At 62.0% G+C, this 23,403-nt stretch carries 25 protein-coding genes; 3 read left to right on the forward strand and 22 right to left on the reverse strand.

What is annotated here, in order from left to right:
- From trbK-alt to BcanWU425_RS33305, 10 genes are all read right to left on the reverse strand, one after another.
- Window positions 1-375, reverse strand: coding sequence for a putative entry exclusion protein TrbK-alt (gene trbK-alt, locus BcanWU425_RS33260; protein ID WP_231189392.1), 375 nt, complete (start codon window positions 373-375; stop codon window positions 1-3).
- Window positions 375-1,109, reverse strand: coding sequence for a P-type conjugative transfer protein TrbJ (trbJ, locus tag BcanWU425_RS33265; RefSeq protein WP_219684523.1), 735 nt, complete (start codon window positions 1,107-1,109; stop codon window positions 375-377). The genes trbK-alt and trbJ overlap by 1 nt, the downstream gene beginning before the upstream one ends.
- Window positions 1,106-3,541, reverse strand: coding sequence for a conjugal transfer protein TrbE (gene trbE, locus BcanWU425_RS33270; protein ID WP_231189393.1), 2,436 nt, complete (start codon window positions 3,539-3,541; stop codon window positions 1,106-1,108). Before trbE ends, trbJ begins: the two co-directional genes overlap by 4 nt.
- Window positions 3,542-3,551: 10 nt before the next feature.
- Window positions 3,552-3,815, reverse strand: coding sequence for a VirB3 family type IV secretion system protein (locus tag BcanWU425_RS33275; RefSeq protein ID WP_007600323.1), 264 nt, complete (start codon window positions 3,813-3,815; stop codon window positions 3,552-3,554).
- A complete protein-coding gene (locus tag BcanWU425_RS33280) occupies window positions 3,815-4,141 on the reverse strand; it encodes a TrbC/VirB2 family protein (RefSeq protein ID WP_231189394.1) in 327 nt (108 codons plus the stop codon). Before BcanWU425_RS33280 ends, BcanWU425_RS33275 begins: the two co-directional genes overlap by 1 nt.
- Window positions 4,138-5,058: a P-type conjugative transfer ATPase TrbB gene (gene trbB, locus BcanWU425_RS33285; protein ID WP_231190972.1), complete on the reverse strand. Its 921-nt coding sequence runs from the start codon at window positions 5,056-5,058 to the stop codon at window positions 4,138-4,140. The genes BcanWU425_RS33280 and trbB overlap by 4 nt, the downstream gene beginning before the upstream one ends.
- A 208-nt stretch (window positions 5,059-5,266) precedes the next feature.
- Window positions 5,267-6,619 carry an MFS transporter gene (locus tag BcanWU425_RS33290; protein ID WP_231189395.1) on the reverse strand — a complete coding sequence of 451 codons (1,353 nt, stop codon included), beginning with the start codon at window positions 6,617-6,619 and terminating at the stop codon, window positions 5,267-5,269.
- Between the two features lie 82 nt (window positions 6,620-6,701).
- Entirely contained in the window at window positions 6,702-7,364 is a 663-nt protein-coding gene (locus BcanWU425_RS33295; protein WP_231189396.1) for a hypothetical protein, read from the reverse strand.
- A 391-nt stretch (window positions 7,365-7,755) separates the two neighbouring features.
- The gene (locus BcanWU425_RS33300) at window positions 7,756-8,178 is read right to left on the reverse strand and encodes a CopG family transcriptional regulator (protein WP_231189398.1); all 423 of its coding nucleotides are present in this window, start codon (window positions 8,176-8,178) and stop codon (window positions 7,756-7,758) included.
- A gap of 9 nt (window positions 8,179-8,187) precedes the next feature.
- Complete coding sequence (locus BcanWU425_RS33305) at window positions 8,188-10,164, reverse strand: conjugal transfer protein TraG (RefSeq protein WP_231189399.1); 1,977 nt, start codon at window positions 10,162-10,164, stop codon at window positions 8,188-8,190.
- A gap of 581 nt (window positions 10,165-10,745) precedes the next feature.
- Here BcanWU425_RS33305 and BcanWU425_RS33310 point away from each other — a divergent pair.
- Complete coding sequence (locus tag BcanWU425_RS33310) at window positions 10,746-11,555, forward strand: polysaccharide deacetylase family protein (protein ID WP_204513423.1); 810 nt, start codon at window positions 10,746-10,748, stop codon at window positions 11,553-11,555.
- A gap of 459 nt (window positions 11,556-12,014) precedes the next feature.
- Here the strand turns inward: BcanWU425_RS33310 and BcanWU425_RS33315 are convergent, their stop codons facing one another.
- The 4 genes from BcanWU425_RS33315 to BcanWU425_RS33330 all read right to left on the reverse strand — a co-directional run bounded on the left by BcanWU425_RS33315 (window position 12,015) and on the right by BcanWU425_RS33330 (window position 15,854).
- Window positions 12,015-13,742 carry a relaxase/mobilization nuclease domain-containing protein gene (locus BcanWU425_RS33315; protein ID WP_204513422.1) on the reverse strand — a complete coding sequence of 576 codons (1,728 nt, stop codon included), beginning with the start codon at window positions 13,740-13,742 and terminating at the stop codon, window positions 12,015-12,017.
- Window positions 13,743-13,983: 241 nt separating this feature from the next.
- Window positions 13,984-14,880 carry a lytic transglycosylase domain-containing protein gene (locus BcanWU425_RS33320; protein WP_231189403.1) on the reverse strand — a complete coding sequence of 299 codons (897 nt, stop codon included), beginning with the start codon at window positions 14,878-14,880 and terminating at the stop codon, window positions 13,984-13,986.
- A gap of 3 nt (window positions 14,881-14,883) precedes the next feature.
- Window positions 14,884-15,390 (reverse strand): S26 family signal peptidase, encoded by a 507-nt coding sequence (locus tag BcanWU425_RS33325; RefSeq protein ID WP_231190974.1) that lies wholly within the window; start codon window positions 15,388-15,390, stop codon window positions 14,884-14,886.
- The gene (locus tag BcanWU425_RS33330) at window positions 15,390-15,854 is read right to left on the reverse strand and encodes a DUF2840 domain-containing protein (RefSeq protein ID WP_231189405.1); all 465 of its coding nucleotides are present in this window, start codon (window positions 15,852-15,854) and stop codon (window positions 15,390-15,392) included. Before BcanWU425_RS33330 ends, BcanWU425_RS33325 begins: the two co-directional genes overlap by 1 nt.
- 326 nt (window positions 15,855-16,180) lie before the next feature.
- Here BcanWU425_RS33330 and BcanWU425_RS33335 point away from each other — a divergent pair, with 326 nt between their 5' ends.
- Window positions 16,181-17,230: an IS110 family transposase gene (locus BcanWU425_RS33335; protein ID WP_231189407.1), complete on the forward strand. Its 1,050-nt coding sequence runs from the start codon at window positions 16,181-16,183 to the stop codon at window positions 17,228-17,230.
- Between the two features lie 587 nt (window positions 17,231-17,817).
- Here BcanWU425_RS33335 and BcanWU425_RS33340 read toward each other — a convergent pair.
- From BcanWU425_RS33340 to BcanWU425_RS33360, 5 genes are all read right to left on the reverse strand, one after another.
- Window positions 17,818-18,690, reverse strand: a complete 873-nt coding sequence (locus BcanWU425_RS33340) for a replication initiator protein A (RefSeq protein ID WP_204514060.1) — start codon at window positions 18,688-18,690, stop codon at window positions 17,818-17,820.
- A gap of 33 nt (window positions 18,691-18,723) precedes the next feature.
- The gene (locus BcanWU425_RS33345; protein WP_085398892.1) at window positions 18,724-19,002 is read right to left on the reverse strand and encodes a helix-turn-helix transcriptional regulator; all 279 of its coding nucleotides are present in this window, start codon (window positions 19,000-19,002) and stop codon (window positions 18,724-18,726) included.
- 124 nt (window positions 19,003-19,126) lie between these two features.
- Window positions 19,127-19,648, reverse strand: coding sequence for a DUF2285 domain-containing protein (locus BcanWU425_RS33350; protein WP_204513417.1), 522 nt, complete (start codon window positions 19,646-19,648; stop codon window positions 19,127-19,129).
- Window positions 19,649-19,706: 58 nt separating this feature from the next.
- Window positions 19,707-19,889 (reverse strand): transcriptional regulator domain-containing protein, encoded by a 183-nt coding sequence (locus BcanWU425_RS33355; RefSeq protein WP_204513416.1) that lies wholly within the window; start codon window positions 19,887-19,889, stop codon window positions 19,707-19,709.
- 158 nt (window positions 19,890-20,047) lie between these two features.
- Complete coding sequence (locus BcanWU425_RS33360; protein WP_231189409.1) at window positions 20,048-20,326, reverse strand: DNA -binding domain-containing protein; 279 nt, start codon at window positions 20,324-20,326, stop codon at window positions 20,048-20,050.
- Window positions 20,327-20,433: 107 nt separating this feature from the next.
- On the opposite strand from BcanWU425_RS33360, the gene BcanWU425_RS33365 reads away from it, so the two are divergent.
- Window positions 20,434-20,715 carry a helix-turn-helix domain-containing protein gene (locus tag BcanWU425_RS33365; protein ID WP_204513414.1) on the forward strand — a complete coding sequence of 94 codons (282 nt, stop codon included), beginning with the start codon at window positions 20,434-20,436 and terminating at the stop codon, window positions 20,713-20,715.
- 160 nt (window positions 20,716-20,875) lie between these two features.
- On the opposite strand, the gene BcanWU425_RS33370 is transcribed toward BcanWU425_RS33365, so the two are convergent.
- From BcanWU425_RS33370 to BcanWU425_RS33385, 3 genes are all read right to left on the reverse strand, one after another.
- Entirely contained in the window at window positions 20,876-21,196 is a 321-nt protein-coding gene (locus tag BcanWU425_RS33370) for a DUF736 domain-containing protein (protein ID WP_007605948.1), read from the reverse strand.
- Window positions 21,197-21,750: 554 nt separating this feature from the next.
- Entirely contained in the window at window positions 21,751-22,230 is a 480-nt protein-coding gene (locus BcanWU425_RS33380) for a hypothetical protein (RefSeq protein WP_204513413.1), read from the reverse strand.
- Between the two features lie 140 nt (window positions 22,231-22,370).
- The gene (locus BcanWU425_RS33385) at window positions 22,371-23,294 is read right to left on the reverse strand and encodes a DUF2493 domain-containing protein (protein WP_204513412.1); all 924 of its coding nucleotides are present in this window, start codon (window positions 23,292-23,294) and stop codon (window positions 22,371-22,373) included.
- Between the last annotated feature and the right edge of the window lie 109 nt (window positions 23,295-23,403).

The raw sequence follows: 23,403 nt of genomic DNA on the forward strand, positions 1-23,403 counted from the left end.
TCACTCGCTTTGGCTTGGAATGGAGGGTGAGAGCGACGGCAGGCGGCTTTCGTCCTTACGCGGCCGCGGGGAGGAAAATGGCGCCGTGCCCGCATTGCTATCCGAACCGTTTACCGATCCGGTTTTTCCCAAGAACTGGCTGCGCCGTTCCGCCCAGATCCTCTCGCATTCGAGAAGAGCCTCTTTCTGCTCGTAGGTGACGGTGCGGCATTGCTCGAGCTTTGCCGCCGCCGGATCGGGCTTCGCATCGAGCGAGGCGGAAGATTTGGTCGCACTGTCGTCGCCGCGCAGGCGAATGGCGTAGGCGGCGACGACCAGGACTATGAGGCTAACTGCCACCGTCATCGGCAGCCGTTCAAATCTGTTCTTCATCATCAGTGGAACATCTGCACGGTTGTCGGTTGATAGCCCTGACCTTGCGTCAGAAAGCGCCGCAGCTGCTCCCTCCCCTGATCCTGGGCTACTGCTCTTTGCGCGGCTTCGAGCGTTTGCGCGCGCCCCTGCGCGGCCACGGTCGCGGTGAGATCAGCAAGCTGCTGGGCTTGCAGTGCAAGGAGCTGGTTGCCGGCCTGACTTGCCTGCAGAGCACCTGACGCGCCCTGGCTCGCCGTGACCAGGGCCGACATCTGGGTGCGGTTGGTATCGAGATTGCCGACGACGGTTGCCTGCACCCGCATGGCGTCCTGCAGGCCGGCAACCGCATTCTGCCAGCGGGTCTGGGCGTTGGCGACGAGGAGCCCATTGGACATGCTCGCGGATGCCGGCGCATAAGTTGTCGAGAACGCGCGATCGATCTGCTGGACATCGTAGGCAATGCGCTGCGCTTGACTGAGCAGCTGCTGCGTGCGCTGGATCGATTGCTCGAGCTGCTGCAACGACGAATACGGCAGACTCGCCAGGTTCTTCGCCTGATTGATCAACATCTGCGCTTCGTTTTGCAGCGAGGTGATCTGGTTGTTGATCTGTTGCAGCTCGCGCGCGGCCGTCAGCACATTTTGCACGTAGTTGTTGGGATCGAACACGATCCACTGTGCCTTTCCTTCCCGGGGCGCTTGGGTCAGGCTAATTGCGATGATGCTTGCTGCCAGCAGCGGACGGAGACGTTTCATGACAAGCCACCTTCCTTGGCAAGCTGCGGAATGAGATTGCAGGCCCAGCTGAGGTCGCGCGCCTCGAGCCAGCCGGTGACGAAATCGTCTCGTCCGTGCTCTTCAAGAACCCGCTCAATGAGAGCCTGGTCGGTCTTGGACGACGCGGCCGCAAAGGTGAGCGCGATTTCGCCAAGACCAAGCTCGAACAGGCGGTTGCCCCGGCGCGACTGGCAGTAGTAGTCGCGCTTTGGCGTCGCGCGGGCGAGGATCTCGATCTGCCGGTCATTCAGTCCAAAGCGCCGGTAGACCGCCATGATTTGCGGCTCGATCGCGCGGTCATTGGGAAGCAGGATCCGGGTCGGGCAGCTCTCGATAATGGCGGGCGCAATTGCGGAGCCATCGATATCGGTCAGCGACTGGGTCGCAAACACGACGGAGGCGTTCTTCTTGCGCAGCGTCTTCAGCCATTCGCGGAGCTTACCGGCAAAATCGGCATCGTCCAGCGCAAGCCAGCCCTCATCGATGATGAGAAGGGTCGGACGGCCGTCGAAGCGATCCTCAATCCGGTGGAACAAATAGGAGAGAACCGCCGGCGCGACACCGGTCCCGATCAACCCGTCAGTCTCAAACACCTGGACGGAGGTCTCTCCCAGCCGTTCACCTTCGGCATCCAGCAGCCGCTCAAACGGCCCGCCGAGGCAATAGGGTTGCAGCGCGCGCTTCAAGGCATTGGATTGCAGAAGAACGGACAAGCCCGTCAGCGTCCGCTCCCGAACTGGCGCCGAGGCGAGCGAGGTCAAGGCCGACCAGACATGATCCTTGGTCTCGGGCGTGACCTCGATGCGCTCGCGCGTAAGGATCGAAGCAATCCAATCGGCTGCCCAACCGCGCTCACCGATATCCTCGATATGCGCAAGCGGCTGGAGCGCCACGAATTCTGCCGAGTCTCCACCAACTGCGCCGCCGAGATCATGCCAGTCGCCACCCATGGCGATCGCCGCCGCACGGATCGACCCACCGAAATCGAAGGCAAAGATCTGAGCGGCCGGATATCGCCGGAACTGCAGCGCCATCAGCGCGAGCAGCACCGATTTGCCGGCGCCCGTCGGCCCAATCACCAAGGTATGTCCGACATCCCCGACATGGAGCGAGAAGCGGAAAGGGGTCGATCCTTCCGTCTTGCCGAAGAACAGCGGAGGCGCCTTGAAATGATGGTCCCTCACCTCTCCCGCCCAGACCGCAGAGAGCGGGATCATGTGGGCGAGATTTAGCGTCGACACCGGTGGCTGGCGCACGTTTGCATAGACCTGTCCCGGCAGGCTGCCGAGCCAGGCCTCAACGGCATTTACTGTCTCGGTCATGGAGGTAAAGTCCCGGCCCTGGATCACCTTTTCAACGAGGCGTAGCTTTTCGTCCGCCCCGTGCGGATCCCTGTCCCAGACCGTGACGGTTGCCGTCACAAAGGCCTCTCCAATCCGATCCGAGCCGAGCTCCTGGAGCGCGCTGTCTGCATCAATCGCCTTGTTGTGGGCATCGGTATCCAGAAGCGTGGACGCCTCGTTCGTCATCACCTCCTTCAGGATCCCGGCAATCGACTTGCGCTTGGCAAACCATTGCCGCCTGATCCTGGTCAGGAGCTTTAGAGCATCCGTCTTGTCGAGCATGATCGCCCGCGTGGACCAGCGGTACGGGAATGCGAGGCGGTTGAGATCATCGAGGATCCCGGGCGTCGTCGTCGTGGGAAACCCCACAACCGTCAGGACACGCACATGCGCCTCACCCAGCATCGGCTCAAGCCCGCCTGTCAGCGGCTGATCGGCAAGAAGCGCATCGAGATACATCGGGATTTCCGGCACGCGAACGCGATGCCGCTTGGTCGAGACCGTCGAGTGCAGGTAGGTGAGCGTTGCCTCGTCATCGAGCCAGCCGCATTCCGGCATAAAGCCCTCAACGAGCTGCAGCACGCGGTTGGTCCGGTCGACGAAGCCACTCAGCACCTCATCCGCTCCCGCGCTGCGATGGCCGCCCTCGTACAGGAGACGCTCTGCCACAGCGGCACTCTCTGCAGGCGGCAGATAAAGGAAGGTCAGGTAGTAGCTCGATTCATAATGGCTGCCGGCCTCCTCGAATTGCGCTTTGCGCTCCGCATCCACCAGGGCGGATGCGACATCCGGGAATGTGTCGGGCGGATAGCGCCCTGCCGAATGCCGTTGCGCCTCGACGAAAACCGCCCAGCCCGATCCGAGACGCCGGAGCGCATTGTTCAGCCGGCTTGCGACCGCAACAAGCTCAGCCGGCACGGAACTGTCGAGGTCCGGTCCCCTGAACCGCGCCGTCCGCTGAAGTGAGCCGTCCTTGTTCAATACAATTCCCTCGTCGACCAGAGCAGCCCAGGGCAGGAAATCAGCAAGGCGCGTATTCGAGCGGCGGTATTCGGCAAGATTCATCATGGGACTATTCTCAAGCGCTGAGGTGACCGGGAACACGAACGTGCCGGCGCACGACTTCGACGAATTCCGGATCGCGTTTTGCGGCCCAGACCGCGGCCATGTGGCCGATGAACGCCAGCAGAAGGCCTGCCAGCCACAAGCGCAGACCAAGGCCCAGCGCTGCAGCCAATGTGCCGTTGAGAATGGCAACCGATCGCGGTGCACCGCCCATCAGGATCGGCTCGGTCAGCGCACGGTGGACAGGCGCGACAAAGCCCGGGACTGGCTCATCCATCAGATCACCACCCCGCCGCCGAACGAGAAGAACGACAGGAAGAAGCTCGAGGCGGCAAATGCGATCGACAGACCAAACACGATCTGGATCAGCCGCCGGAAGCCGCCCGAGGTGTCGCCGAATGCGAGCGAGAGACCGGTCACGATGATGATGATGACCGCGATGATCTTGGCGACGGGTCCTTCGACCGATTGCAGGATCTGGTTGAGCGGCTGCTCCCAGGGCATGTTCGAACCGGCGGCCCAGGCTGGGCTACTCACCAGGTACAGACAAGCGAATGCCGCAACTGATGCGAAACCTCGCCTGATAGACGATCGTACGTTCATGACTGATCTCCGATTTTCGAAAGGCTGTAGTCGCCTGATGGTCCAAGCCCGGTGACGGAAGCGAGTTCGCTCAAACGCCGTTCGGCACCACGGCCAGAGAGCACGGCGATGACGTTGATGGTCTCGGCGATCAGCGCGCGCGGGACCGTGACGACGGCCTCCTGGATGAGCTGCTCGAGCCGACGGAGCGCGCCAAGCGCGGTGCCAGCGTGAATCGTGCCGACACCGCCGGGATGGCCCGTGCCCCAGGCTTTGAGCAGGTCGAGCGCCTCGGCTCCGCGCACCTCGCCAATCGGGATACGATCGGGGCGCAGACGAAGTGACGAGCGCACCAGTTCAGACAGCGAGACGATGCCATCCTTGGTCCGCAGCGCGACGAGGTTCGGCGCCGTGCACTGAAGCTCCCGCGTATCTTCGATGAGAACGACGCGGTCCGAACCTTTGGCCACCTCTGCCAGAAGCGCGTTCGTCAGCGTCGTCTTGCCCGTCGATGTGCCGCCCGCGACCAGGATGTTCTTGCGTGTAGCGACCGCATCGCGGAGCGCGTTCGCCTGCTCCAAGTTCAGCATGCCGGCTGCGACATAGTCGTCCAGCCCAAACACGGCGACCGCAGGTTTGCGGATCGCGAAGGCCGGCGCTGCAACCACCGGCGGCAACAAACCTTCGAAACGCTCTCCCGTTTCCGGCAGCTCAGCCGAGATTCGGGGCGAGCCGGCGTGAACCTCGGCGCCCACATAGTGCGCGACGAGCCGGACAATTCGCTCGCCGTCGGCAGCTGATAGACTCTCGCCGGTATCGGTAAGGCCGCTCGACAGCCGATCAATCCACAGCCGCCCATCAGGGTTCAGCATCACCTCAACGACGGACGGATCTTCCAGAAAGCCCGCGATTGCCGCGCCCAGCGCCGTGCGGAGCATGCGCGCTCCGCGCAACTCGGCTTCCGAATGAAATGAATGGATCGCCACGACTGCCCCCTGTTAACTGAGGCAGCTAGCGTCTAGCCGCCTCACATGAGGACAACTAGAAAAAGCAGAACCTGCGCAACAGCAACAATGGGACCATGTCAATCGTAGTCTGGCGTAGAAGAAGAAAGATTCGGGACGATCGCTTTTGACGCGCCGAACATCATGACCCCGGACATGAGCCCGGCGACATGCGGGCTTCACCACTCCGCATGATCCTCCGCCTCCAGGATGGCGAGCTCGGCTGGTGGAATAACGGCCTCAGCCGAGTTCCAGCCTGGCGGCTACGTGTGACCGAAGCGCCAGCCTTTCGTTTCCGGCGATCGAGCCACGGGACGGCGGCGAACCAGACCAGCGCTGCCAGCTGCAGCATAACGTTCACACCGAACGCGGTCTGATAGGCCGTTAAAGGATAATGCCCCGCCTCTAGAGGCCATTGCTCCAGAATCAGTCCCGTCCCGTACTGCACGAGGAAAGCCCAGCCAAACTGCAGGACGTTCAGACCGGCATTGGCGCGCGCAACCAGCTCGGCCGGGAAATAATCCGCTATGATGGCGTAGGTCAGAGCAGTGGCTGATCCAGCCATCGACAGCACGCACCACGGCAGGAGTGATGGCCAGGGCGGATGCAGGATCAGCACAAGCTCCGCCACAATCAACATCGCCGCGACCAAGCCAAACAGAGCCTCGCTCTTCTTAGCCCGGCGGCGTACCCAGTTGGCAAGGACGCCCAAGACCAGAGCGCCGAGACTCAGAGCGACCGCCATCACGAACAATTCGTTGACGAGTCTCGTTCGATCCACCCGCTCCACATCGGAAAGCCAGGGCGCCGCCCACAAGGATTGCAGTGCCCAAGCGGACCCGATGCAGGTGGCCGATAAGGGCGCCATTCTCCAGAACCGCGCATCCGAGTAGACGGTTTTCAGAGTGGCGGGCGTCCTGCTCCCCTGTGGCCCAGTGGTTCGTTCGGGAACCACAAGATAGATCAAAATGGCAGCAAGCGCGCTTGCGGCGCCCAGCATGCCGAATAGGCCCCGCCATCCGATCCAGTCAAGCAGCACCTCGGCAGGAGCCGTTGCGGTAACGGCCCCCAATGAGCCCAGCATGATCATATAGCCATTGATGAGGGCCATTCGTTCTCTTGGAAACCAGAGGACGATGATTTTCAGCCCCGACATCAGGGCTGCTGCACTCCCAAGTCCGACCATCGCGCGAGCAAAAAGAAGGGACAGGAATCCCGTCGATAGTCCAAAGAGCGCGGCACCCCCTGCAGCAACAGCCAAGAGCACGCTCTGGACCCGGCGCGGCCCGAAGCGATCAAGTAACATGCCGATCGGAATCTGGGCCGCCATAACGACCAGGAAATAGATTGACGTGAGCAGCCCGATATCGGCGGCGCCAAGCCCGAGATCAGAGGCGAGGCGCCCGGCAATGAGCGTATTGATGGTCCGGAACAGGTACGAAAGGTAGTACCCGGCCGCGAAGGGAAGAAACACGCACGCGATGAGCCGCCACAAGGGACAAGGCTCAACGCGTTTTGCGGGCGATGTTTGCGCGCTCATTTGCTTTGGCGCGCTTCTGCTGGCCCACTTGGTCGCCTCAACAAAAGGAGTTCGGCGGGTTTCGAAAGTTCGAATTGCTGCCGCCCTCCTCGGCGGCAGCGCTCGGCTCGGAGTTTCCATCCGCCGCGACCGCGGACAGACCTTCCTGACTCGGCTGTTGTTCTGCCGCGCGCTGTGACGCGCCGGCATGAGCTTCACTGGCAGGTCGACTACGCCTGCCCAGCCGATCGATCGTCTCCTGGATCAATGGCTGACCGAGCCGTACCCGCCGTTCGACCTGCTCCGCCAATACCTTGAAACGCTGCTGTCCGAGCAGGCACGCCTCCCGCTGCCCGGATGGCAGCATGGGCGGGGTCACGGTGAGGTGATAGCGGGCATGCAGGGCTACCGTCTCGGTGATGATCGCGATCTCGCGCTCGAGCCTGGCCATCTGGCCACTGATCCGGTCCAAAGCCTCATGAACCAGCCCCTCGATGGGCGCTGCAGGATTCAGGAATCGTTCAAGCGCCGTCTCGACGACCATGCTCTTGCCGAGCCCCGGACGTTCGGTCGCAAGTTCAAGCCGCTGAAACATGCTCTCGGAGAGCTGAACGGTTACCTTCTTGGTTCGCGCTCCTTCGTTTGGGCTCGGCTGCGCATCGCTGTCGGCCTGATTCACAAATGAGCTGGGCTGACCTCCAAGCTCCCCATCGACTTGCATTGCTTGTTCACTCCCAACTTGCGGCCGCGACCTGCCTGCGCACCGCGGCAAGCGCGGCGTCGATTTCGGAATCGAAACGGCTGAATCGCCGCCAGCGATGATGGACTTGACACAAGGGCCAATCCGAACGTCACTTCAACCGCACCAACATCTGCGTCGTAGTCTGGCGTAGCCAAAGAAAGACAAGGCGGTCTCAGAAGAGCGGGATTTGTAAGCCTCTGTCATTCGCGGGCAGCCAACGACCTGTTGCAGCGGGGCCAGGCGCCTTGAGTGACGAGCCCATCGCTTGTTGCTTCGTGGCGTACTGCCGACCTGCAGTCTGCTTATTATCTGATTCAGCGCCGCACCCATCGCCAGGAGCTGCCAGGGCGCATTGGGGCGCGCGTACTGATTACTCGGGCTTCTCAGAGGCCTGCATGTCGATGCTCACCTCTTTCAGGATGGTGGATCCGCTTGCAAGCCGCCGTCCGAGCGCCTCAACAAAGCGATCGTAACGTTCCGCGCCCTTGGCGCGCGCGGCGGGCGTCGAATGTTCGGGGAGCGCCGGCGTTGAGGTCAGCCAGAAACGGATGAAGAGCGCGACGGTCTCGAGCGTGACGCCATCATTGCGCTCGAGGCGCTCAAGCAGGCGCGCGATCCGGTCCAGCCGCTTGGCGATCGCCGCCTCGCGGCGGTCGGAGTCATCGGGAGAAAGAAAGGCGGCAATCGCTGCCTCGGCGACCAGGGACTTGGGCTGACCCCGGCGTTGTGCGAAGGCCTCGATGGTTTTGAAGGTTTCCGGATCGAGATAGATGCTAAGCTGAATCTTTTTCACGCTGCCCGCTCACAGATCCATCCCATCGTCCGCGTCGAGGCTGACGGTCCGCGCAACACCCTGCATCGAGCGACTTAGAGCTTGTGCCTGGACGGCATCGGCATCAACCTCATCGAGGTCGGTGTCGAACTCGTGTTCGCCGAGCGGCGCCTTGACCTCGATCTCCTCATGTTCCGGCAATTCCGGCTCGCGACGCAAACCACCGTTCGCCTCGTCACTCCTGCGCTTGCGTCTGGTCAGTAGCTCGACTGATGGCGGAATTGGGGCGCCGGCTGACCAGTCGTCCGGTCCTGCGGACATGGTACGCGGATCGAAGCGGGCTGGCTTCAGCACACGTCGCTGGAACTGCGGATCCTCATAGTAGCGGGCTTTCGTAGCGCGCACCGGGTGCGCCCCGGAGATCATCACGATTGCCTCTTTAGGCGAGAGTTGCATGATCTCGCCTGGCGTCAGCAGCGGCCGCGAGGTCTCCTGACGGCTCACCATCAGGTGTCCGAGCCAGGGGCTCAAGCGGTGACCGGCATAGTTCTTCATTGCACGCAACTCGGTCGCAGTTCCGAGTGCGTCGGATACGCGCTTGGCGGTACGCTCATCATTGGTCGAGAAGGCGATCCGGACGTGGCAATTGTCGAGGATGGCATGGTTCGGCCCATAGGCGCGTTCGAGCTGATTGAGGCTCTGGGTGATCAGAAAGCTGCGGATGCCATAGCCTGCCATGAAGGCGAGCTGGCTCTCGAAGAAGTCGAGCCGGCCGAGCGCTGCAAACTCATCGAGCATCAGAAGGAGTTTGTGCCGGCGCCGGTCTGGATCCAGGCTCTCGGTCAACCGCCGCCCGATCTGGTTGAGGATGAGCCGCATCAAGGGTTTGGTGCGAACGATGTCGGATGGAGGCACCACGAGATAGAGTGAGACGGGCTCGGCGCCGTCGACGAGGTCGCTGATGCGCCAATTGCTTCGCGCGGTGATCTTGGCAACCACCGGATCGCGATAGAGCCCCAGGAAGCTCATCGCGGTTGAGAGCACGCCGGAGCGCTCGTTCTCGCTCTTGTTGAGAAGCTCGCGCGCGGCCGAAGCGACAACGGGATGAACGCTACCTCCAAGATGCGGGGTTGCAAGCATTGCGGTGAGCGTAGCGTCGATCGGGCGGGAGGGATCGGACAGGAAATTGGCGACGCCTGCGAGGGTCTTGTCGGCTTCGGCGTACAGGACATGCAGGATTGCGCCGACAAGGAGAGAGTGGCTGGTCTTTTCCCAGTGGTTGCGGCGCTCGAGTGCCCCTTCCGGGTCGACAAGGATATCGGCGATGTTTTGGGCATCTCGCACCTCGCAATCACCACGACGGATCTCGAGAAGCGGGTTGTAGGCGGCGCTGGCCGGATTGGTCGGGTCGAACAAGAGCACTGGCCCAAATCGCGCGCGCCAGCCGGAAGTCAACTGGAAGTTCTCGCCCTTGATGTCATGAACAATCGTGGAAGCCGGCCAGGTCAAAAGAGTCGGTATGACGAGGCCAACGCCCTTTCCAGAGCGTGTGGGAGCAAAGCAGAGCACGTGCTCAGGCCCGTCATGCCGCAGATAATGGCCCTCAAGCCGGCCAAGCACGATGCCGTCAGATCCCAAGAGACCCGCCCGCCTGACCTCGCGCGCATCCGCCCAGCGTGCCGAGCCATAGGTGGTGACGTCCCTCGCCTCTTGCGCCCGCAAGACGGAGAGCATCATCGCTAGCGCAATTGCTGCGATGCCACCGCTCGCGGCAATGGCGCCGCCCTCCAGGAAGATCAACGGTGCGTAAGCGTCGAATTTGAACCACCAAGCGAAGAAGGCTGCCGGCTGGTAAATCGGCCAATGCCCAATCCTGAACCAGGCCGGTCCAAGCTGCGGTTGGAAGGCGAGCCGCCATGCCGTCCATTCGGTAGCCCCCCAAAGAAAGGCGAGTACGACGAGACAAACCAGGATGACCTGATGCCATATGATCTTTGTTGCGGACATGGATTGGAGATGTGGAGGCATTCATGGGGGGCGCACAAGCGGTGCCGCCCGTGCATCGTGCTCGCGCGCGTCAAGGCGCAGCAATCGGCCGGTCAGGCGAACGGTCGCATTCGTGAATAAAGATCCCCAACGGCCCTGTACGTACCGGTGATGCTAGCCACAACATGCGATGATCCATGTCACGCTCCGAAAACGACTGGGAAGAGCCGGCGATTATCCTATTGTTGCGTGACCGTCGCGGCTACGGCGTCAGACGTTACCCAACGTTTGCTCGATATGGCGGATTCGTCCTTGTTCTGATCAACCGGCGCTGGTGGCGTTCTCTTTCGGAAGTTGTTGTGCTCGACACGAGCGACTTGGCGACCTGTCGACTATGCCCAAGGTCGGGCCAGGATGCTTCCCAGCAGAGAGGGCACAGAAATACGTTCAATCATTAAGAACGCCGCGTTCATCGCATCAGCCGGGGCCTAACGACGCTTTTTGGCCCGATATGCCATTGATGCGCAGAAATCCCGCTAGCGACATCGAATATCGTACGGCGCGCACGGGTTTGCGCAGCAAGCAAAGTCGCGCCGGGGGCGATGGCAAACAGGCGTTTGAACAGATTGGCATCATGGCTTGCCGGCGCTGCGGCCGTGGTGTTTGCCTGCAATGGCATCGCTAGCGCGGCCGACTGCCCGCGGCAGGACGCATTGGGAACGTCGCGCGTACTCGCTGTCGATCCGAAGGCCTATCCGCGCGTGGGATCGAATGAGTTTCCGAAGACCCTTCCTCTGGCAGATCACGAGGTCGTCCTCACCTTCGATGACGGTCCGAGCCCGCCGAACACACAAAAGGTGCTGGAAGCGCTCGCGCAGGAATGCGTGCGGGCCACCTTCTTCCTTGTCGGCAGATCCTCGGCAGAATTTCCCGAGCTCGTCCGCCGCATCGCCTCACAGGGCCACAGCATTGCGCACCATAGCTGGTCGCACCAGATGATGTCCAAGATGCCGTTCGAGCAGGCAATGGACGACATCGATCGCGGCATTGCGGCTGATGAACTGGCGCTCAAGGGCGTGTCGACCAACGTCCCTTCGACGCCATTCTTCCGCTTTCCCTATTTCGGCTCGTCGCCTGCAATGCTCGACGCGTTACAGTCGCGCGGGATCGTCGTGTTCGGAACCGACCTTTGGGCGAGCGATTGGGAAGACATAAGCTCAGACCAAGAGCTCATGAACGTGATCGCGCAGCTAGAGAGCACGAGAAAGGGCATCATCCTCCTGCACGATGCCCAAGCCCGCACTGCCGCGATGATGCCGGCGTTGCTGCGATATCTGCACAAGAACGGTTATCGAGTCGTGCATTTGGTATCGGCTGCCCAGGCCGAGAAGAAGGCTGAGACGCGCCATTAGCATGCGCCTTTTCGACATCACCTGTGGCAGCTTCCTGATGATGTCCCTTTTGAGTTCGCTGCAGGCTGGTGATGGCCGAGAGTGGAAGCTGCTCGATTTCCGATCCTAAGGGGGATTCAAATCTCAATTAGTGCAATGCACGCTGAGTTGACGGCTAAATCTCTAACTAGTGGGCTGATGTCGGCGTGTACAAGGGGTGGCCTAAGGTCGTCGGCCTACATTCCACTGTTACGACTTGATGAAGCCAACCGCCTCAACGTTGAATGGGTAGGATGGTCTCAAAACCTCATGAACTCTGCCAGCTCTCGTTGAGAAATGGAGATCCAGTCGTCATGCCGGACCCTCAAGATTGCCCCCTTTGACGCGAACAGGGTTCGGGTTGAATAGGAACGATGTGCGGCTCAATAATAGCCCGTCGTGCCCAGCAACTGCCGGCGCCCCTAAGCAGAAATCGACGGGTCAGAGCGTGAGCCCCCGTTTGCGTCCAAAGCTCCACTCGACATTGGCCGGTCCCGCGATGCCGCTTACTTGTTTTCCCAGTTGGTGCTCAAGTGAAGGCGTCCACGGCACGAGCTGGAAACCAAGCCCATTGTCGATCATGGCGAAACGTCCAGAGGCCAACGATAGGCGCCGGCGATAGACCCCCGAAATCTGCTCACCTGCATCGACGGCCAAGTGCGCAAGCCCTGACTCCTCGGCCAGACGTCGTCCGACGGCTTCCAACTCACGGCGGCGAAGGGTCTCGACCAGGTTACGACCGAGTGTGATCTTTTCGCCGTTACGGCGGGCAAGTCCCTGCTGTGCCAGGACGTCGATCCGCCGATCGAGCGCGGTCCGCACCTCGGCGCCAAAGCCAGCGCGTGAGAGATCGGTAGGCTCGCGTGCCACAAGCTGTCGGTCGAGCCAGGTCGCTCCCTCCGCCGAGACCTGCTGCTCCAGCGCCACGTCCGAGCGCACAGCGAGCGCGATCCGTGCTCGACCGCGCGCATCGTCAAAGCGCCGGACCTCCACAATGGCGCCGATCGCCCCGTTGCCAGCCGACTCGATATCGGGGAGTTTCAGGTGATGCACGCGCCCGTCGATCCCGTCGATGATGGCAAACGCCGTGCCCTTGAGCTCGTCGTCGAGCCCGCGCGCCATAAGACGCCCGAGGACCGGTTCGCCATGGCGTTCGCCTTCGAGTGCCCAGGACGAGGGCGCGCGTGCCGTGCCCTCTTTCGAGATTGTATTGTGCAGCCGCTTGATGATGTCGCCGCGCTCACCGAGCGCACGCAGCCGCGGCTGGGCGTCTGCGGCCAGTATCCACTGCGCAGGACCGGCGGGCGCGGCCACGCCGAGCCGCTCGAGTGTCCGCATCCGCCCGATGCGAATCTCCCGTAACGGGTCGTCCCCGGCAATCCCGTCCGGCCTCAGATCGATCACCCCGTCCGCCGCACCCGCTTCCCGGGCAAGCGCCCGGTCGAGCCTGGTCCAGCGTTCTGCCGTCACCTCCGCTTCAAGGGCGTGGCGGATCTCGAGCTCCGATCGCGGGCCAAGCTCGCGCGTGACGAGATCGCCGGCCCGGGCGCGCAAGCCTGTCGAGATATAGTCACGGCTGATGACGAGGTCATTTCCGTCATCCGCGCGGCCGCGCACCAGGATGTGGACATGCGGGTGCTCGGTGTTCCAATGATCGACCGCAACCCAATCGAGCCGGGTGCCGAGGTCGCGCGAGGCCTGATCCATCAACTCCCGGGTAAAGATCCGCAAGTTCGCGAGCTCGCCAGCATCGTCGGGCGAGACGATGAACCGGAAGTGATGCCGGTCGCCCTCGCAGCGCTCGGCGAACGCGCGGCCGTCGGCGTCATCGCCCGCGGCGTCAAAGAGCTTGCCCGGTGTCCCTTGGCGGGTGACCCCGTCGCGCTGGAGATAACCGATATGCGCGCGCAGCGCGCCCGGCGAACGCATTCGGCGCACGACCCGCGCCTTGACCATGGCGGATCGCGCACGGTTGTTGAGGAGCCGCGTCGCGGCAAGGCTCGCCGCGCGACCGCGCCCAAACTTGCTGCCACGGCTGCGGCTGCCCCGCGAGAGACCGCCGGCCTTCTGAGCAGCCTTGAGCGCCTGCGCCAAGAACGGCTTTGTCCGAGGCGCGCGCGTCGAACGGATGCGGCCTGGGCGGATGCGGAAATCGTCGTGACCGGTCATCGTGCCGGCTGCAACCTGTCGAAAACCGAGCAACAACGTAGTGTTACCACAAATCCCAAGTTGCGTCGCCCATTCGCAATGTTTTCCGGATCATTGAAATCGATGCAATTTCGCCCACAACCGACCGGCCGCACCTTGCGGCTTTTATCCTGCCCTCCCCGGTCGCCCACTCCCGGCTCTCTGCCGACCACTCTCAACGTTGCGACCAGCTTCGACAACATGCGAGGAAATGCGATTGGGGTCATCGGGACCGCACCTCGTCTAATCGCCGCACAAACAGCCCCGTCCTACGAGGTAGGAGTGCAGTCGTACCCGCCTTAGCCGCTGCTTTCGACGAATTCATTGTGCAGACGCCAGATGCCGAGTTGCCGTCAGGGAATAAGCTCTCGGATCGCTCAACAAGGACTGGCGCTTGCTGCCACGCGGCGAAGCGTCTGGCAGCCGAACCACCGCTGTTGCGCTGCTCAATACCGATCACTGGTGCGAGTCGAGCGATATAGATTTGTGTTTCATCCGGAAGCGGTCGACCGGTGGCCAGGTGCTCCTCGTACCGCCTGGGTCCCGCATTGTAGGCTGCGAGAAACCCTTCCGATCCGAAACGATCGAGCATCTCGCGAAGGTACGCTGCCCCAGCCATAATGTTGTCGTGGGGATCAAACGGATCGATACCGAGATCGTGACGAACGCTCAGCTCTACCCAGGTCGCTGGCATGATTTGCATCAACCCGAGCGCTCCCCAAGGCGATATAGCGTGCGCATTCCCGCCGCTTTCGGCCTGCATGACGGCACGAATCCAACGCTCCTGGATCGCGAATCGATGCGAGGCTTCGGTCACGAACGCGGTGTATGCACCGCCTGGAAGCAGGTTTGAGGAGCGCGCTGCTTGTGCGCGCGATCCAACCTCCGCTCTGCCGGCCGATGTCGCTCCGAACGTCAGCAGAATTGCCAAAAAGCAAGCAGCGGCTCGAGATAGCAATGTGCGGACAGCCGCCAAGGATAGAGCTCTTCCCGGCCGGCACTGAGACGGCGCGAGAGGGCCGCGACGCGCGCCGAGTGCCGACAATTCGGCCGGGATGGAGGAATGACGGCGCGATCGGTCGACTAGAGAGACCGCAAGCCATTGGAGCAATGCCGCCATTTGTCAGTCCTCCCTGGTCCACACCGGAACCGCGTGCCCTATGACGGCCGATCTCGGGAGCGGTCCGAAATATCTGCCGTCAAAGGATTCCGCCGACTGCCAGTTCATGAGAAAGACCTCGTCCTCAGCGACGACCCGGCAGCCCTGCCAGGCCGGCAATGGCCTGCCACGGCGGTCGCGCTCGCGTGCCTGGCCCATTTCGATGCCGTCGACGACGATTGTTAGTCCCGTTCTGCAGACGGTTTGTCCGGGCAACGCCAGCACGCGCTTGAGCATTGGAAGACCGCTCGGCAAATAGCCGTTGAAGTCGAGGAAGCTCGCAAGCGGCTCCGGTGCCCGAACGGCCACGAGCTCAGTGATGTGCAATCGTTCGGTCCCTTGCAAACGGTAGAGACCGATCGGCACACTTCCGGAAGCGTTCCAGATGTACGACGGTGAGGTGTCGGTGACCGGCCAAAGCGCGAGCGTTGTGGCCCCACATATCGCAAGAATGATCCTTAGCCGCCCCATCAGAACACCACCCTGCGCCGGTGGAGCCACGCCTGGTGGCGCGCACGCGTATAAGGTCGTGGCGTTTCGTTGACGGAAAGACGGTTGTGGATGTGATGCCAATACTCGGGCGCTGCATCGGCAGGTTCGATGCCGAGTGACTCCACTGCGTCGATCAACTGGAGAACGCGCTCGACCTTTCGCCAGCCCGCCAGTCGCAGTAGGCTTTCGCCGCCGGGGCTGACCCAAGGCACAGTCGAATACCGCTGCCCCGGTGTGATCGCGCGCAGAATGTCGATGCGAGACAGGATGGTTCCAAAGTCATTGGACGACCAGCGCACGAACGCAAAGATGCTGCCCGGCATAAACGAGAGAATGCGCCGGTGCTGGTCAATGATCTTCTCCGATACAGGCTTGCCGAACCGGATTCGGTTCTCCATCCGCTTCTCGAGCCACAAGAGTTCAACACTTGTGAGATCGCTCACCCGGCCACTCCATAGTTTTGAGAGGAATTTCGGACATGCCAACGGGTGCGCTGTCGCCAGCGCATCGACGTCAGAGCCTTGGTTTCGGCAGAACGGTTGCGATGAAGCGTCGATGATCGGCGTTGTCCAAGCGTTGCAGCGCTCCTGCTGCTGCCAACGATCGCAGCCGAGTGGCTCCAATTCGTTAGAAGAAATCTGAAGGAGAGCGGGTTAGCCGGGGTGCTGACCGGTGGCTCCTCGCCGGTCGCATTGCGACGCTGATGCATCGCGACGATTCGCGAATAGAACGCGCGGCGCGTTCCGGCGTTCGGCAATGGAGGCGTATGATGGATTTCTATGCAGGGCTGGACGTGCCGCTGGAGGCGACGAACATTTGTGTAGTCGGCGGCGACGGCGAGGTCATCTGGGAGACGAAGCTGGACACCGATCCGGACGCGATCGAACTGTTGCTGGCGGAGTGGGGAATTCATCTCAAGCGCGTCGGCCTGGAAGGGCTCTCGTTCAGCGCCTGGCTGTTCACGGCGCCTGCCGAAAAGGGGCCCACGATGATGTGCATCGAGACCGGTCACGCCGAGGCGGCGCTGAACGCGATGCTGAACAAGACCGACCGCAACGACGCCAGGGGCATTGCGCAGATGATGCGGACCGGCTGGTTCCGCGCGGTTCACGTCAAGTCGGAGAGCGCACAGACGTTGCGCGCGCTGCTGGTCGGGCGCAAGGCTTTGCTCGGCAAGGTGCTGGACATGGAGAACATGATCCGCGGCCTGTTGCGCCCGTTCGGCCTCAAGGTCGGCGAGATCTCGGTCGGCCGTTTTGAGGCGCGGGTGCGCGATCTCCTGGCCGGGAAGAAGGAATTGGAAGCGATCGTCGTGCCGCTGCTGGACGCCCGCAACGCCATGCGGCTGCAGTTGGCAAAACTGCACCGCCTGGTGCTGGCGGCCGCACGCGGTGACGAGGTGGTGCGGCGGATGATGACGGTGCCGGGCGTCGGCGCGCTGGTGGCGCTGACATTCCGCGCCACCGTCGATGATCCGGCGCGATTCAAAAAGTCGACCAATGTCGGCGCCCATTTCGGACTGACGCCGCGGCGCTATCAATCCGGCCAGACCGACCGGATCGGCAGCATCTCCAAATGCGGCGACGAGCTGACGCGGGCGATGCTGTACGAGGCTGCGATCGCGATCCTGACGCGCATTCCGAAGACCTTCAAGCTGCGGCTCTGGGGCCTGCGGCTGGCCAGGAAGAAGGGTCTGAAGCGCGCGGCAACCGCGGTGGCGCGGGCGCTCGCCGTGCTGCTGCACAAGATCTGGATCGATGGCACCACCTTCCGGTTTGGCGCCGGCGGCAAGCGCGGCCGGGTCGCTGCGGCGGTGTAGGGGCCTCCGCGACCCGGCCGCTTCCACGCGCGCCTTTTCGTTCCGCCACGGCGGAGCGGCGTCTCCCGAGGAGACGGGGATCTGGGTGAGATCGCAACTTTTCTTGCCGGCGGCTTCATGACGAGGTTTGAAGCCATCAAGCACGGCGCTGGTTAGCCTGACCGCCCTTTCCTCAGATTCCGGCTTGTGGTGGCCATCGTGCCAACCACGGATGTTAGCGAGTTCTCCTCGACGAGCGAGTGGCTGCAAAAGGACGTGACGCGCACCTGGCAATGATGTCGACGCCAGCGATCGCGAAGATTTGCGCGCGATCGCGCTTGCGCGCGCAGATTGGAGAACAGATTCGCATTGCAGAAGAGTTTTGCGCGTGAGAGAGTGAGTGCATGAGGCATGCTCGCTGCACGCGCCGCCGACTTGTTCACAACGTACTGATTCACAACAAGAAGTTAGTGTCAGTATGTTAGTAAAGTTACAAGAGCAGGAAGACTTGGCGCCGCAGGACCTTAGCTCTGATTCCGGTCCTCGATAGCACGAGCATCGCGTCCCTGATGGCACGAGGGTTCTGGTCCCTGATAGCACGAGCGAATTCACAGCTTATCCCCAGCAGGAAGGACGAGGCCACGGTTGCGCAGTCGCTTGCTCAACGGGCCGCTTGGGACTGGTGCGAAATTCAATCGCTCTGCGCCATTCGGATGATGCGTCATGATGAGCCGATAGCCTGGCAATCTCTGACGACGGACGATCTGACGCAGGTCGTAGGCAAAGTGTTTGAGCGGCGACAGGCTGCCGGACTTCGCATGCAAGTGCACAAGATCGAAGCTCCAGCCGCCATTCTGACGGCCGCCGTGCTTGCGGACCAGCCGATAGAGCCAGCGCTCCAATCCACCGGTCAGATCGAAATAGGCCCCGTCAATCGTCAGCACGAGCGCTTCATCGAGAACGCCCGTGTAGAACCAATCGGGCAGTATCAGCTCGATTCCACGGGCATGCCCGTGCAGATCGGCTGTCTCTTTCCATTCGTTGATCCAGGAGAAGCGATACCGCCGCCGTTCGCTCGGCTGACGGATCGATGTCATCACAGTGGTCGATTGCAGCCGGTCGAGCGCAGCCTTCAGGCGGTCGTAGTCGCGCACGCTGGTGCCGCGGCCGACAAAGGTCAGGATCTCGTAAGGGGTCGCTGCCATCAGCCGGGACGTTTTCAAGCCGGCATCGCGGGCTTCGACAATCTGCGAGGCAGCCCAGATCAGAACGTCCGCGTCCCAGATCGTCGCCATGCCATGTTCCGGCACGGCTTCGACACGAATCGTGATGGTGCCTGCGCGGAAATCGATGGGAACAATGCGCCTCGACTTTGCCAACGAAAAGAACGGATACGCCATCAGGTCTTGCGCGTCCCGTGGCGCCAGATCGCCTGGGAGGGCGCGAAACAGATCGAGTTGGTCGCGCTCTGATCGCCGCATCTTGCTTGCAGTGGAGTTGCTGTCCGGCATGGGTCAGCGCCGCTCCTTACCGGCATACGGAACGGGTGTGTGCCGTTTCGCCGGCAGGACCGTGCCTGTGCCGGGATCGCTGGTGGACGTTTTGGCGCCGCGGTCAACCCACGCCTTCAGGTCCTCGAGCGCATACACAACGCGACCGCCGAGCTTGCGGTAGGTCGGGCCTGTCCCATAGGTGCGGTGCTTTTCCAGGGTTCGGCCGGAGAGGCCGAGAAAGCGCGCCGCTTCGGGCGTGCGCAGGTATCGCGGCGGCAGGCCAGCGTTCGGATCGGGCATTTGCGAGGCTCCGTGGTCGTCTGGAGCGCGGCCGGCTCGGCCCGCGCGTCGACGGCCACGATGGCGCAGTAGGCGTGCTCAGGGGGATGCCGAAAATCAAGCGATGATTTTCGGCACCCCTGCTCTACTCCTTGCGAGACGAGGGACGCAGCAATGCGCGATAGCCACCGCGCATCAGAGCCAAGCCAGCCTGCACCAGGCGGATGGTCCGGCTGCGCAATTCGTGGGTTTTCCAGGCGCGCTCAGGGATGCGTTTTCGGCCGAACAGCACCTCGGCGATGACGCGATAGGAAGCACCTTCCATGCGTCCGTCGAGCGCTCGCAGCACCAAGACGAGTCGTTCGCGCCGCTGCGCGGAAAGCTGATGAAGGGGAGGTCCCGGCCGGCGGCCCTTGATTACGCGCCACAGCCGATGTGAGGCATGGGCGCGGATCTCAAAGTCCGCATCGAGCGGCAGTTCGGCAGCATAAGTGACACCAAACTGCGGCGCCTCTTTCAGCCAGAGATGATGTTGTGCCCCTTGAATGCGCAATACGGCATGCCAGCCGTCAGATGCCTGTCTGATGGTGCCTGATGAAAGGTCGGTAAGCCGCAGCCTCGCGCCGACCGCTTTTGAGCCGGACGTGCTGCGAACGAGCGGCACCACCGTCGGCAACGCCTCAGGTGCCCAGAAGATTGTCTGTTGGTAAAAGGGCCCCTGAGGGTCATGAGCGAAAGCAGACGCCCCATCTCCTTCGGAATTCGGAGGTCATCTGCGATCGATTTTCACGATAGGAAGCTCGATAGTTAGGGCTGCGCCGCAGTGACTCCCAGGCGAAATCCGCCATCTCGCCCGACTTGATAGCGTGCTGATACGCCTCCGGTGAGCGCCAGTCGAACTCGGACATTGCTGTTATCCCCTGCCGTAAGTCGATTGCGGCGCAATGTTTATGAAGCTTGGGATTGCCGGGGAAGTCACCAATTATGCATTGCGTGATGCCTGCAGGCGATCACGCGTCAGCGGGGAAATCTGTTCTCGAGCGCGAATTCTTCATGACAGATTTTACTATTTAAGCGCGCTGCCGCGAAGCAAGTCGCGGTAGCCGTGGTCTGACATCCATTTTGCTCGCGCCAGATGACTATCAAACGCATTGCGGGCGCGAGCCGGTTCGCGATCCGGATCGATGTGCAACACGATCCGAGCCACTTCTTTCCAATCGGCGCCGTCAGTCTCGGCATCAAGAAGTCGCCAATACGTTACCAGATGCTGCTCGTCATAGGTCGTCAGCACCGGCTCATGCGGCGCGACATCCGCGACATCGGGATCTAACGGTGGGTTCGTCATGTAGGGTTATGCGCGCACTTCGCCAATCTGCATTGTAAGCGAAACTTACCAAAATAGTTCGGTTATAGCCAGTGGTTTGATGGTCTGCCTAATGGCTGTTTGAGCGCATGAAAGCTCGTGCGCTCGTGGCCTGGAATGTGCGCCGGATCCGCGTGGATCGCGGTATTCCGCAAGAGCAACTGGCCTACGACGCCGGGATTGACCGCTCATACATGAGCGGCCTTGAGCGGCAATCTGAGAATCCGACAATTGATCTTCTCGACCGACTCGCCGAGACGCTGGGTGTTCATTTATCTGAGTTCTTTGTTCAGCCACCCAAGGGAGCGGCGACACCCAAGACATTGCCTAAGGGTCGCAAGTCAGCGCGTCTACCTTCCAAGAAGCAATAGCTTTGGGCGAGTTCAAGCGGCGCGGACAAGCGCCACGTAAGTGCGTGTCTTAAACTCGAAAATCAACTGACCAAGCCGGTCCAGCTGCAGCGTTGCTCAGTTCGGCTTTTGTCCAAGAGGAAGCCCCGCCCGAGGTCGTCGGGCGGGGCGATAATGGGCCTCACTCTCCGTTCTTGCGCGGACGCGACCACAGGAGCGTGTAACCTTCGCCGCCTTCCTCATCGAACAGGTTCGCGTAGATCGGCGCGTTGAAGGACGGATCGTCGAGCTTGAGCGAGAGATAATCGCGGCCCTCTTCGGAGCGCTTCGACCAGGCTGCCCCAATTTCCGCGCGGCCCACGTAGATGCGGTGGCTGGGGGCGTTGTCGTTGGAGCGGTTGGTTTCGGCGACGATGCGGACGCCCTTGGCCTGCAAGCTCAGGGTGATGATCTCGCCCTGGAAATCGTTGCCGACCTTCTTGAAGGAACCGATGTTAGCCATGTCTCTTCTCCTGTTGTGTTTCGAGCCCGCGACCACCGCGGCCTCGATGGCGATCTAGACGCCGAAGACGATCGGCGACGCACCCGCTCGCGGGCCGCAGCGCAGCGGAGGACGTCGTTGTGGCGACTTTCTTGTCTCGCGAGGAATGGGCGAAGCCCAGGGGAAGAAAGTCGCATCAACGGCGTTGCGGCTCAGACGATCGAGGCGCAGCCGGTCTTCGGCCAGATCGAGCCATCAAAGAGGCCACGTGGTCTGCGTGCTGAACCGCAATCGTGAGGAGAAGTCTGGCGAATCTCGGTTCTGCTGAACAAGAGGTTGGTACGTTCCGGCGCGGAAAGAGAAACAATCTGCCGCAAAGGGCGGTATCGTCCCGGAAGGAATGATCGAGCGTGGCGCGTCGCTCCACCGCAGCCATGTGGGCCAGACCGAGATTGCTAGGGCTTGCCTAAAGGGCTCCGAGGAGAAGCGCGGCTACCTCTCGTTCAAGCTCGACGCCCCCTCGCTCAACGTGGCGCCATGTGCGACCTTGCTCCACCGATGATGGCGACGAAGCATCACCGCTCATGCGGCGCGGCTGTGAGAACTGGTTGCCGCATCTTCTCCACCACGCCAGCCGAATCCAACGGGCGGGTCTCCGCGAACACGGTCAAGCGCGCCCATGCAGTGCCGCCGATGCAAACCGCACCTCCGCAAGCAAAGGCCTCGCGCCAAGCCAGCGAAGGCACCCCGATCTGCGAGAGGGCAAACACGACATGATAGCCAGCGATTGCCGCGGTGACCGCGAATGCGGCTGCGATCGCGACGCGCAAGGCCAAGGACCGACTAACGGCGACGGCAACCCGACCAGCTGCAAGTGTCAGCGCGCCAGAAACAATTCCGATAAGCAGCGCGCCGACGACGCCTGCGCCATCACGAAATGCCATCCCGACACTGAGTGCGACGAAAAACGGCAGGGCGTACACAGCGAGCGCAAAGATCGCCCAGCAGAACAAGCCAATGCCGAGTGTGTTGAGAACAAGCCCAAGCGCGAGCATGGTGTGGCTCCATGTGCATAGATGTACCCGTCGCGCCTTCCACCACCACCTCGGCGCGGATTCGGAGGTAAAATCCAAACGAGGCGGAGTTGCGGCGCGCAACTCCGGCTTGGTTGTCTCGATGTCAAGAACGACGGCGCTCACGCGCCGCCGAACCTCCAGACGGGAATACCGAGCCGCTTCGCCTTGTCGGCGAGGTTGTCCTGAATTCCCGTGCCCGGGAAATGCATGACGCCGATTGGCAAAAGCTCGAGCAGTGCATCGTTGCGCTTGAACGGCGCCGCCTTGGCGTGTTTTGTCCAATCGGGCCTGAAGGCGATCTGTGGCACCTTGCGGTTGGTCGCCCATTTCGAGGCGATCAGTTCGGCGCCTTTCGGGGAGCCGCCATGGAGCAGGACCATGTCGGCGTGCTTGGCGTGAACCTTGTCGAGGCGATCCCAGATGAGGTGGTGGTCGTTGAAGTCGAGTCCACCGGTGAGTGCGATTTTCGGCCCTAGCGGCAACATGACCTCAGTCTCGGAACGACGCTTGGCGGCGATGAAGTCGCGGGAGTCGATCATTGCCGCGGTGAGCGTCCGGTGATTGACCAAGGATCCCGACCGCGGGCGCCAGGACGAGCCGGTGTGGACATCAAATCGTTCAATCGCTTGCTCGCGGAAGAGCTCCAGGCAGTTGCGGCGCTCGATGAGCGAGATGCCTTCGGCGGTCAGACGCTCGAGTTCGACCGATCGCACCTCCGAGCCGTTCTGCTCGCGTTGGCTCTTGTGCTGCGCTTGTTCGTTGTCATCGAGTTGGCGTTCGACGCGGTCGACGGCACGATGGAACAGGTTGACGGTTGACCAGAGCAGATCGTCAAGCTCCGGCTCAAGTCGCGTATCGTTCAGGGTGGCAACCAGGGCGTCGAAGATATCGACCACGGCGCCGACGATCATCTTGCCCTCGGGGAGCGGTCTTGGATCGGGCTGGTCGTTGAAGGGACGGTAGCCGAAGAGCTGCAATTCGGTGAGGACGTGGTCGGTTGGGGAAGAGGCACGCGGCGGTTCGATGTCGTCATGGTCGGTCATGGGAAGAGGTCCTTTGCCGGATCGGCCGCGACCATCGCGGCCTTCGTGGCGATCCTCTAACGGCAGGCGGAACGGGCCAGCACCCGAAAGGGCCGAAGCGACAGCGGAG

The organism is Bradyrhizobium sp. WU425 (genome assembly GCF_021052305.1).
GTDB classification, from domain to species: domain Bacteria; phylum Pseudomonadota; class Alphaproteobacteria; order Rhizobiales; family Xanthobacteraceae; genus Bradyrhizobium; species Bradyrhizobium canariense_D.

Excerpts from the sequence above, each read along its gene's own strand:
- trbK-alt (WP_231189392.1), bottom strand. The coding sequence starts at position 375 with ATGATGAAGAACAGATTTGAACGGCTGCCGATGACGGTGGCAGTTAGC.
- trbJ (WP_219684523.1), bottom strand. The coding sequence starts at position 1,109 with ATGAAACGTCTCCGTCCGCTGCTGGCAGCAAGCATCATCGCAATTAGC.
- trbE (WP_231189393.1), bottom strand. The coding sequence starts at position 3,541 with ATGATGAATCTTGCCGAATACCGCCGCTCGAATACGCGCCTTGCTGAT.
- BcanWU425_RS33275 (WP_007600323.1), bottom strand. The coding sequence starts at position 3,815 with ATGGATGAGCCAGTCCCGGGCTTTGTCGCGCCTGTCCACCGTGCGCTG.
- BcanWU425_RS33280 (WP_231189394.1), bottom strand. The coding sequence starts at position 4,141 with ATGAACGTACGATCGTCTATCAGGCGAGGTTTCGCATCAGTTGCGGCA.
- trbB (WP_231190972.1), bottom strand. The coding sequence starts at position 5,058 with ATGCTCCGCACGGCGCTGGGCGCGGCAATCGCGGGCTTTCTGGAAGAT.
- BcanWU425_RS33295 (WP_231189396.1), bottom strand. The coding sequence starts at position 7,364 with ATGCAAGTCGATGGGGAGCTTGGAGGTCAGCCCAGCTCATTTGTGAAT.
- BcanWU425_RS33305 (WP_231189399.1), bottom strand. The coding sequence starts at position 10,164 with ATGTCCGCAACAAAGATCATATGGCATCAGGTCATCCTGGTTTGTCTC.
- BcanWU425_RS33310 (WP_204513423.1), top strand. The coding sequence starts at position 10,746 with ATGGCAAACAGGCGTTTGAACAGATTGGCATCATGGCTTGCCGGCGCT.
- BcanWU425_RS33315 (WP_204513422.1), bottom strand. The coding sequence starts at position 13,742 with ATGACCGGTCACGACGATTTCCGCATCCGCCCAGGCCGCATCCGTTCG.
- BcanWU425_RS33320 (WP_231189403.1), bottom strand. The coding sequence starts at position 14,880 with ATGGCGGCATTGCTCCAATGGCTTGCGGTCTCTCTAGTCGACCGATCG.
- BcanWU425_RS33325 (WP_231190974.1), bottom strand. The coding sequence starts at position 15,390 with ATGGGGCGGCTAAGGATCATTCTTGCGATATGTGGGGCCACAACGCTC.
- BcanWU425_RS33335 (WP_231189407.1), top strand. The coding sequence starts at position 16,181 with ATGGATTTCTATGCAGGGCTGGACGTGCCGCTGGAGGCGACGAACATT.
- BcanWU425_RS33340 (WP_204514060.1), bottom strand. The coding sequence starts at position 18,690 with ATGCGGCGATCAGAGCGCGACCAACTCGATCTGTTTCGCGCCCTCCCA.
- BcanWU425_RS33345 (WP_085398892.1), bottom strand. The coding sequence starts at position 19,002 with ATGCCCGATCCGAACGCTGGCCTGCCGCCGCGATACCTGCGCACGCCC.
- BcanWU425_RS33355 (WP_204513416.1), bottom strand. The coding sequence starts at position 19,889 with ATGTCCGAGTTCGACTGGCGCTCACCGGAGGCGTATCAGCACGCTATC.
- BcanWU425_RS33360 (WP_231189409.1), bottom strand. The coding sequence starts at position 20,326 with ATGACGAACCCACCGTTAGATCCCGATGTCGCGGATGTCGCGCCGCAT.
- BcanWU425_RS33365 (WP_204513414.1), top strand. The coding sequence starts at position 20,434 with ATGAAAGCTCGTGCGCTCGTGGCCTGGAATGTGCGCCGGATCCGCGTG.
- BcanWU425_RS33370 (WP_007605948.1), bottom strand. The coding sequence starts at position 21,196 with ATGGCTAACATCGGTTCCTTCAAGAAGGTCGGCAACGATTTCCAGGGC.
- BcanWU425_RS33380 (WP_204513413.1), bottom strand. The coding sequence starts at position 22,230 with ATGCTCGCGCTTGGGCTTGTTCTCAACACACTCGGCATTGGCTTGTTC.
- BcanWU425_RS33385 (WP_204513412.1), bottom strand. The coding sequence starts at position 23,294 with ATGACCGACCATGACGACATCGAACCGCCGCGTGCCTCTTCCCCAACC.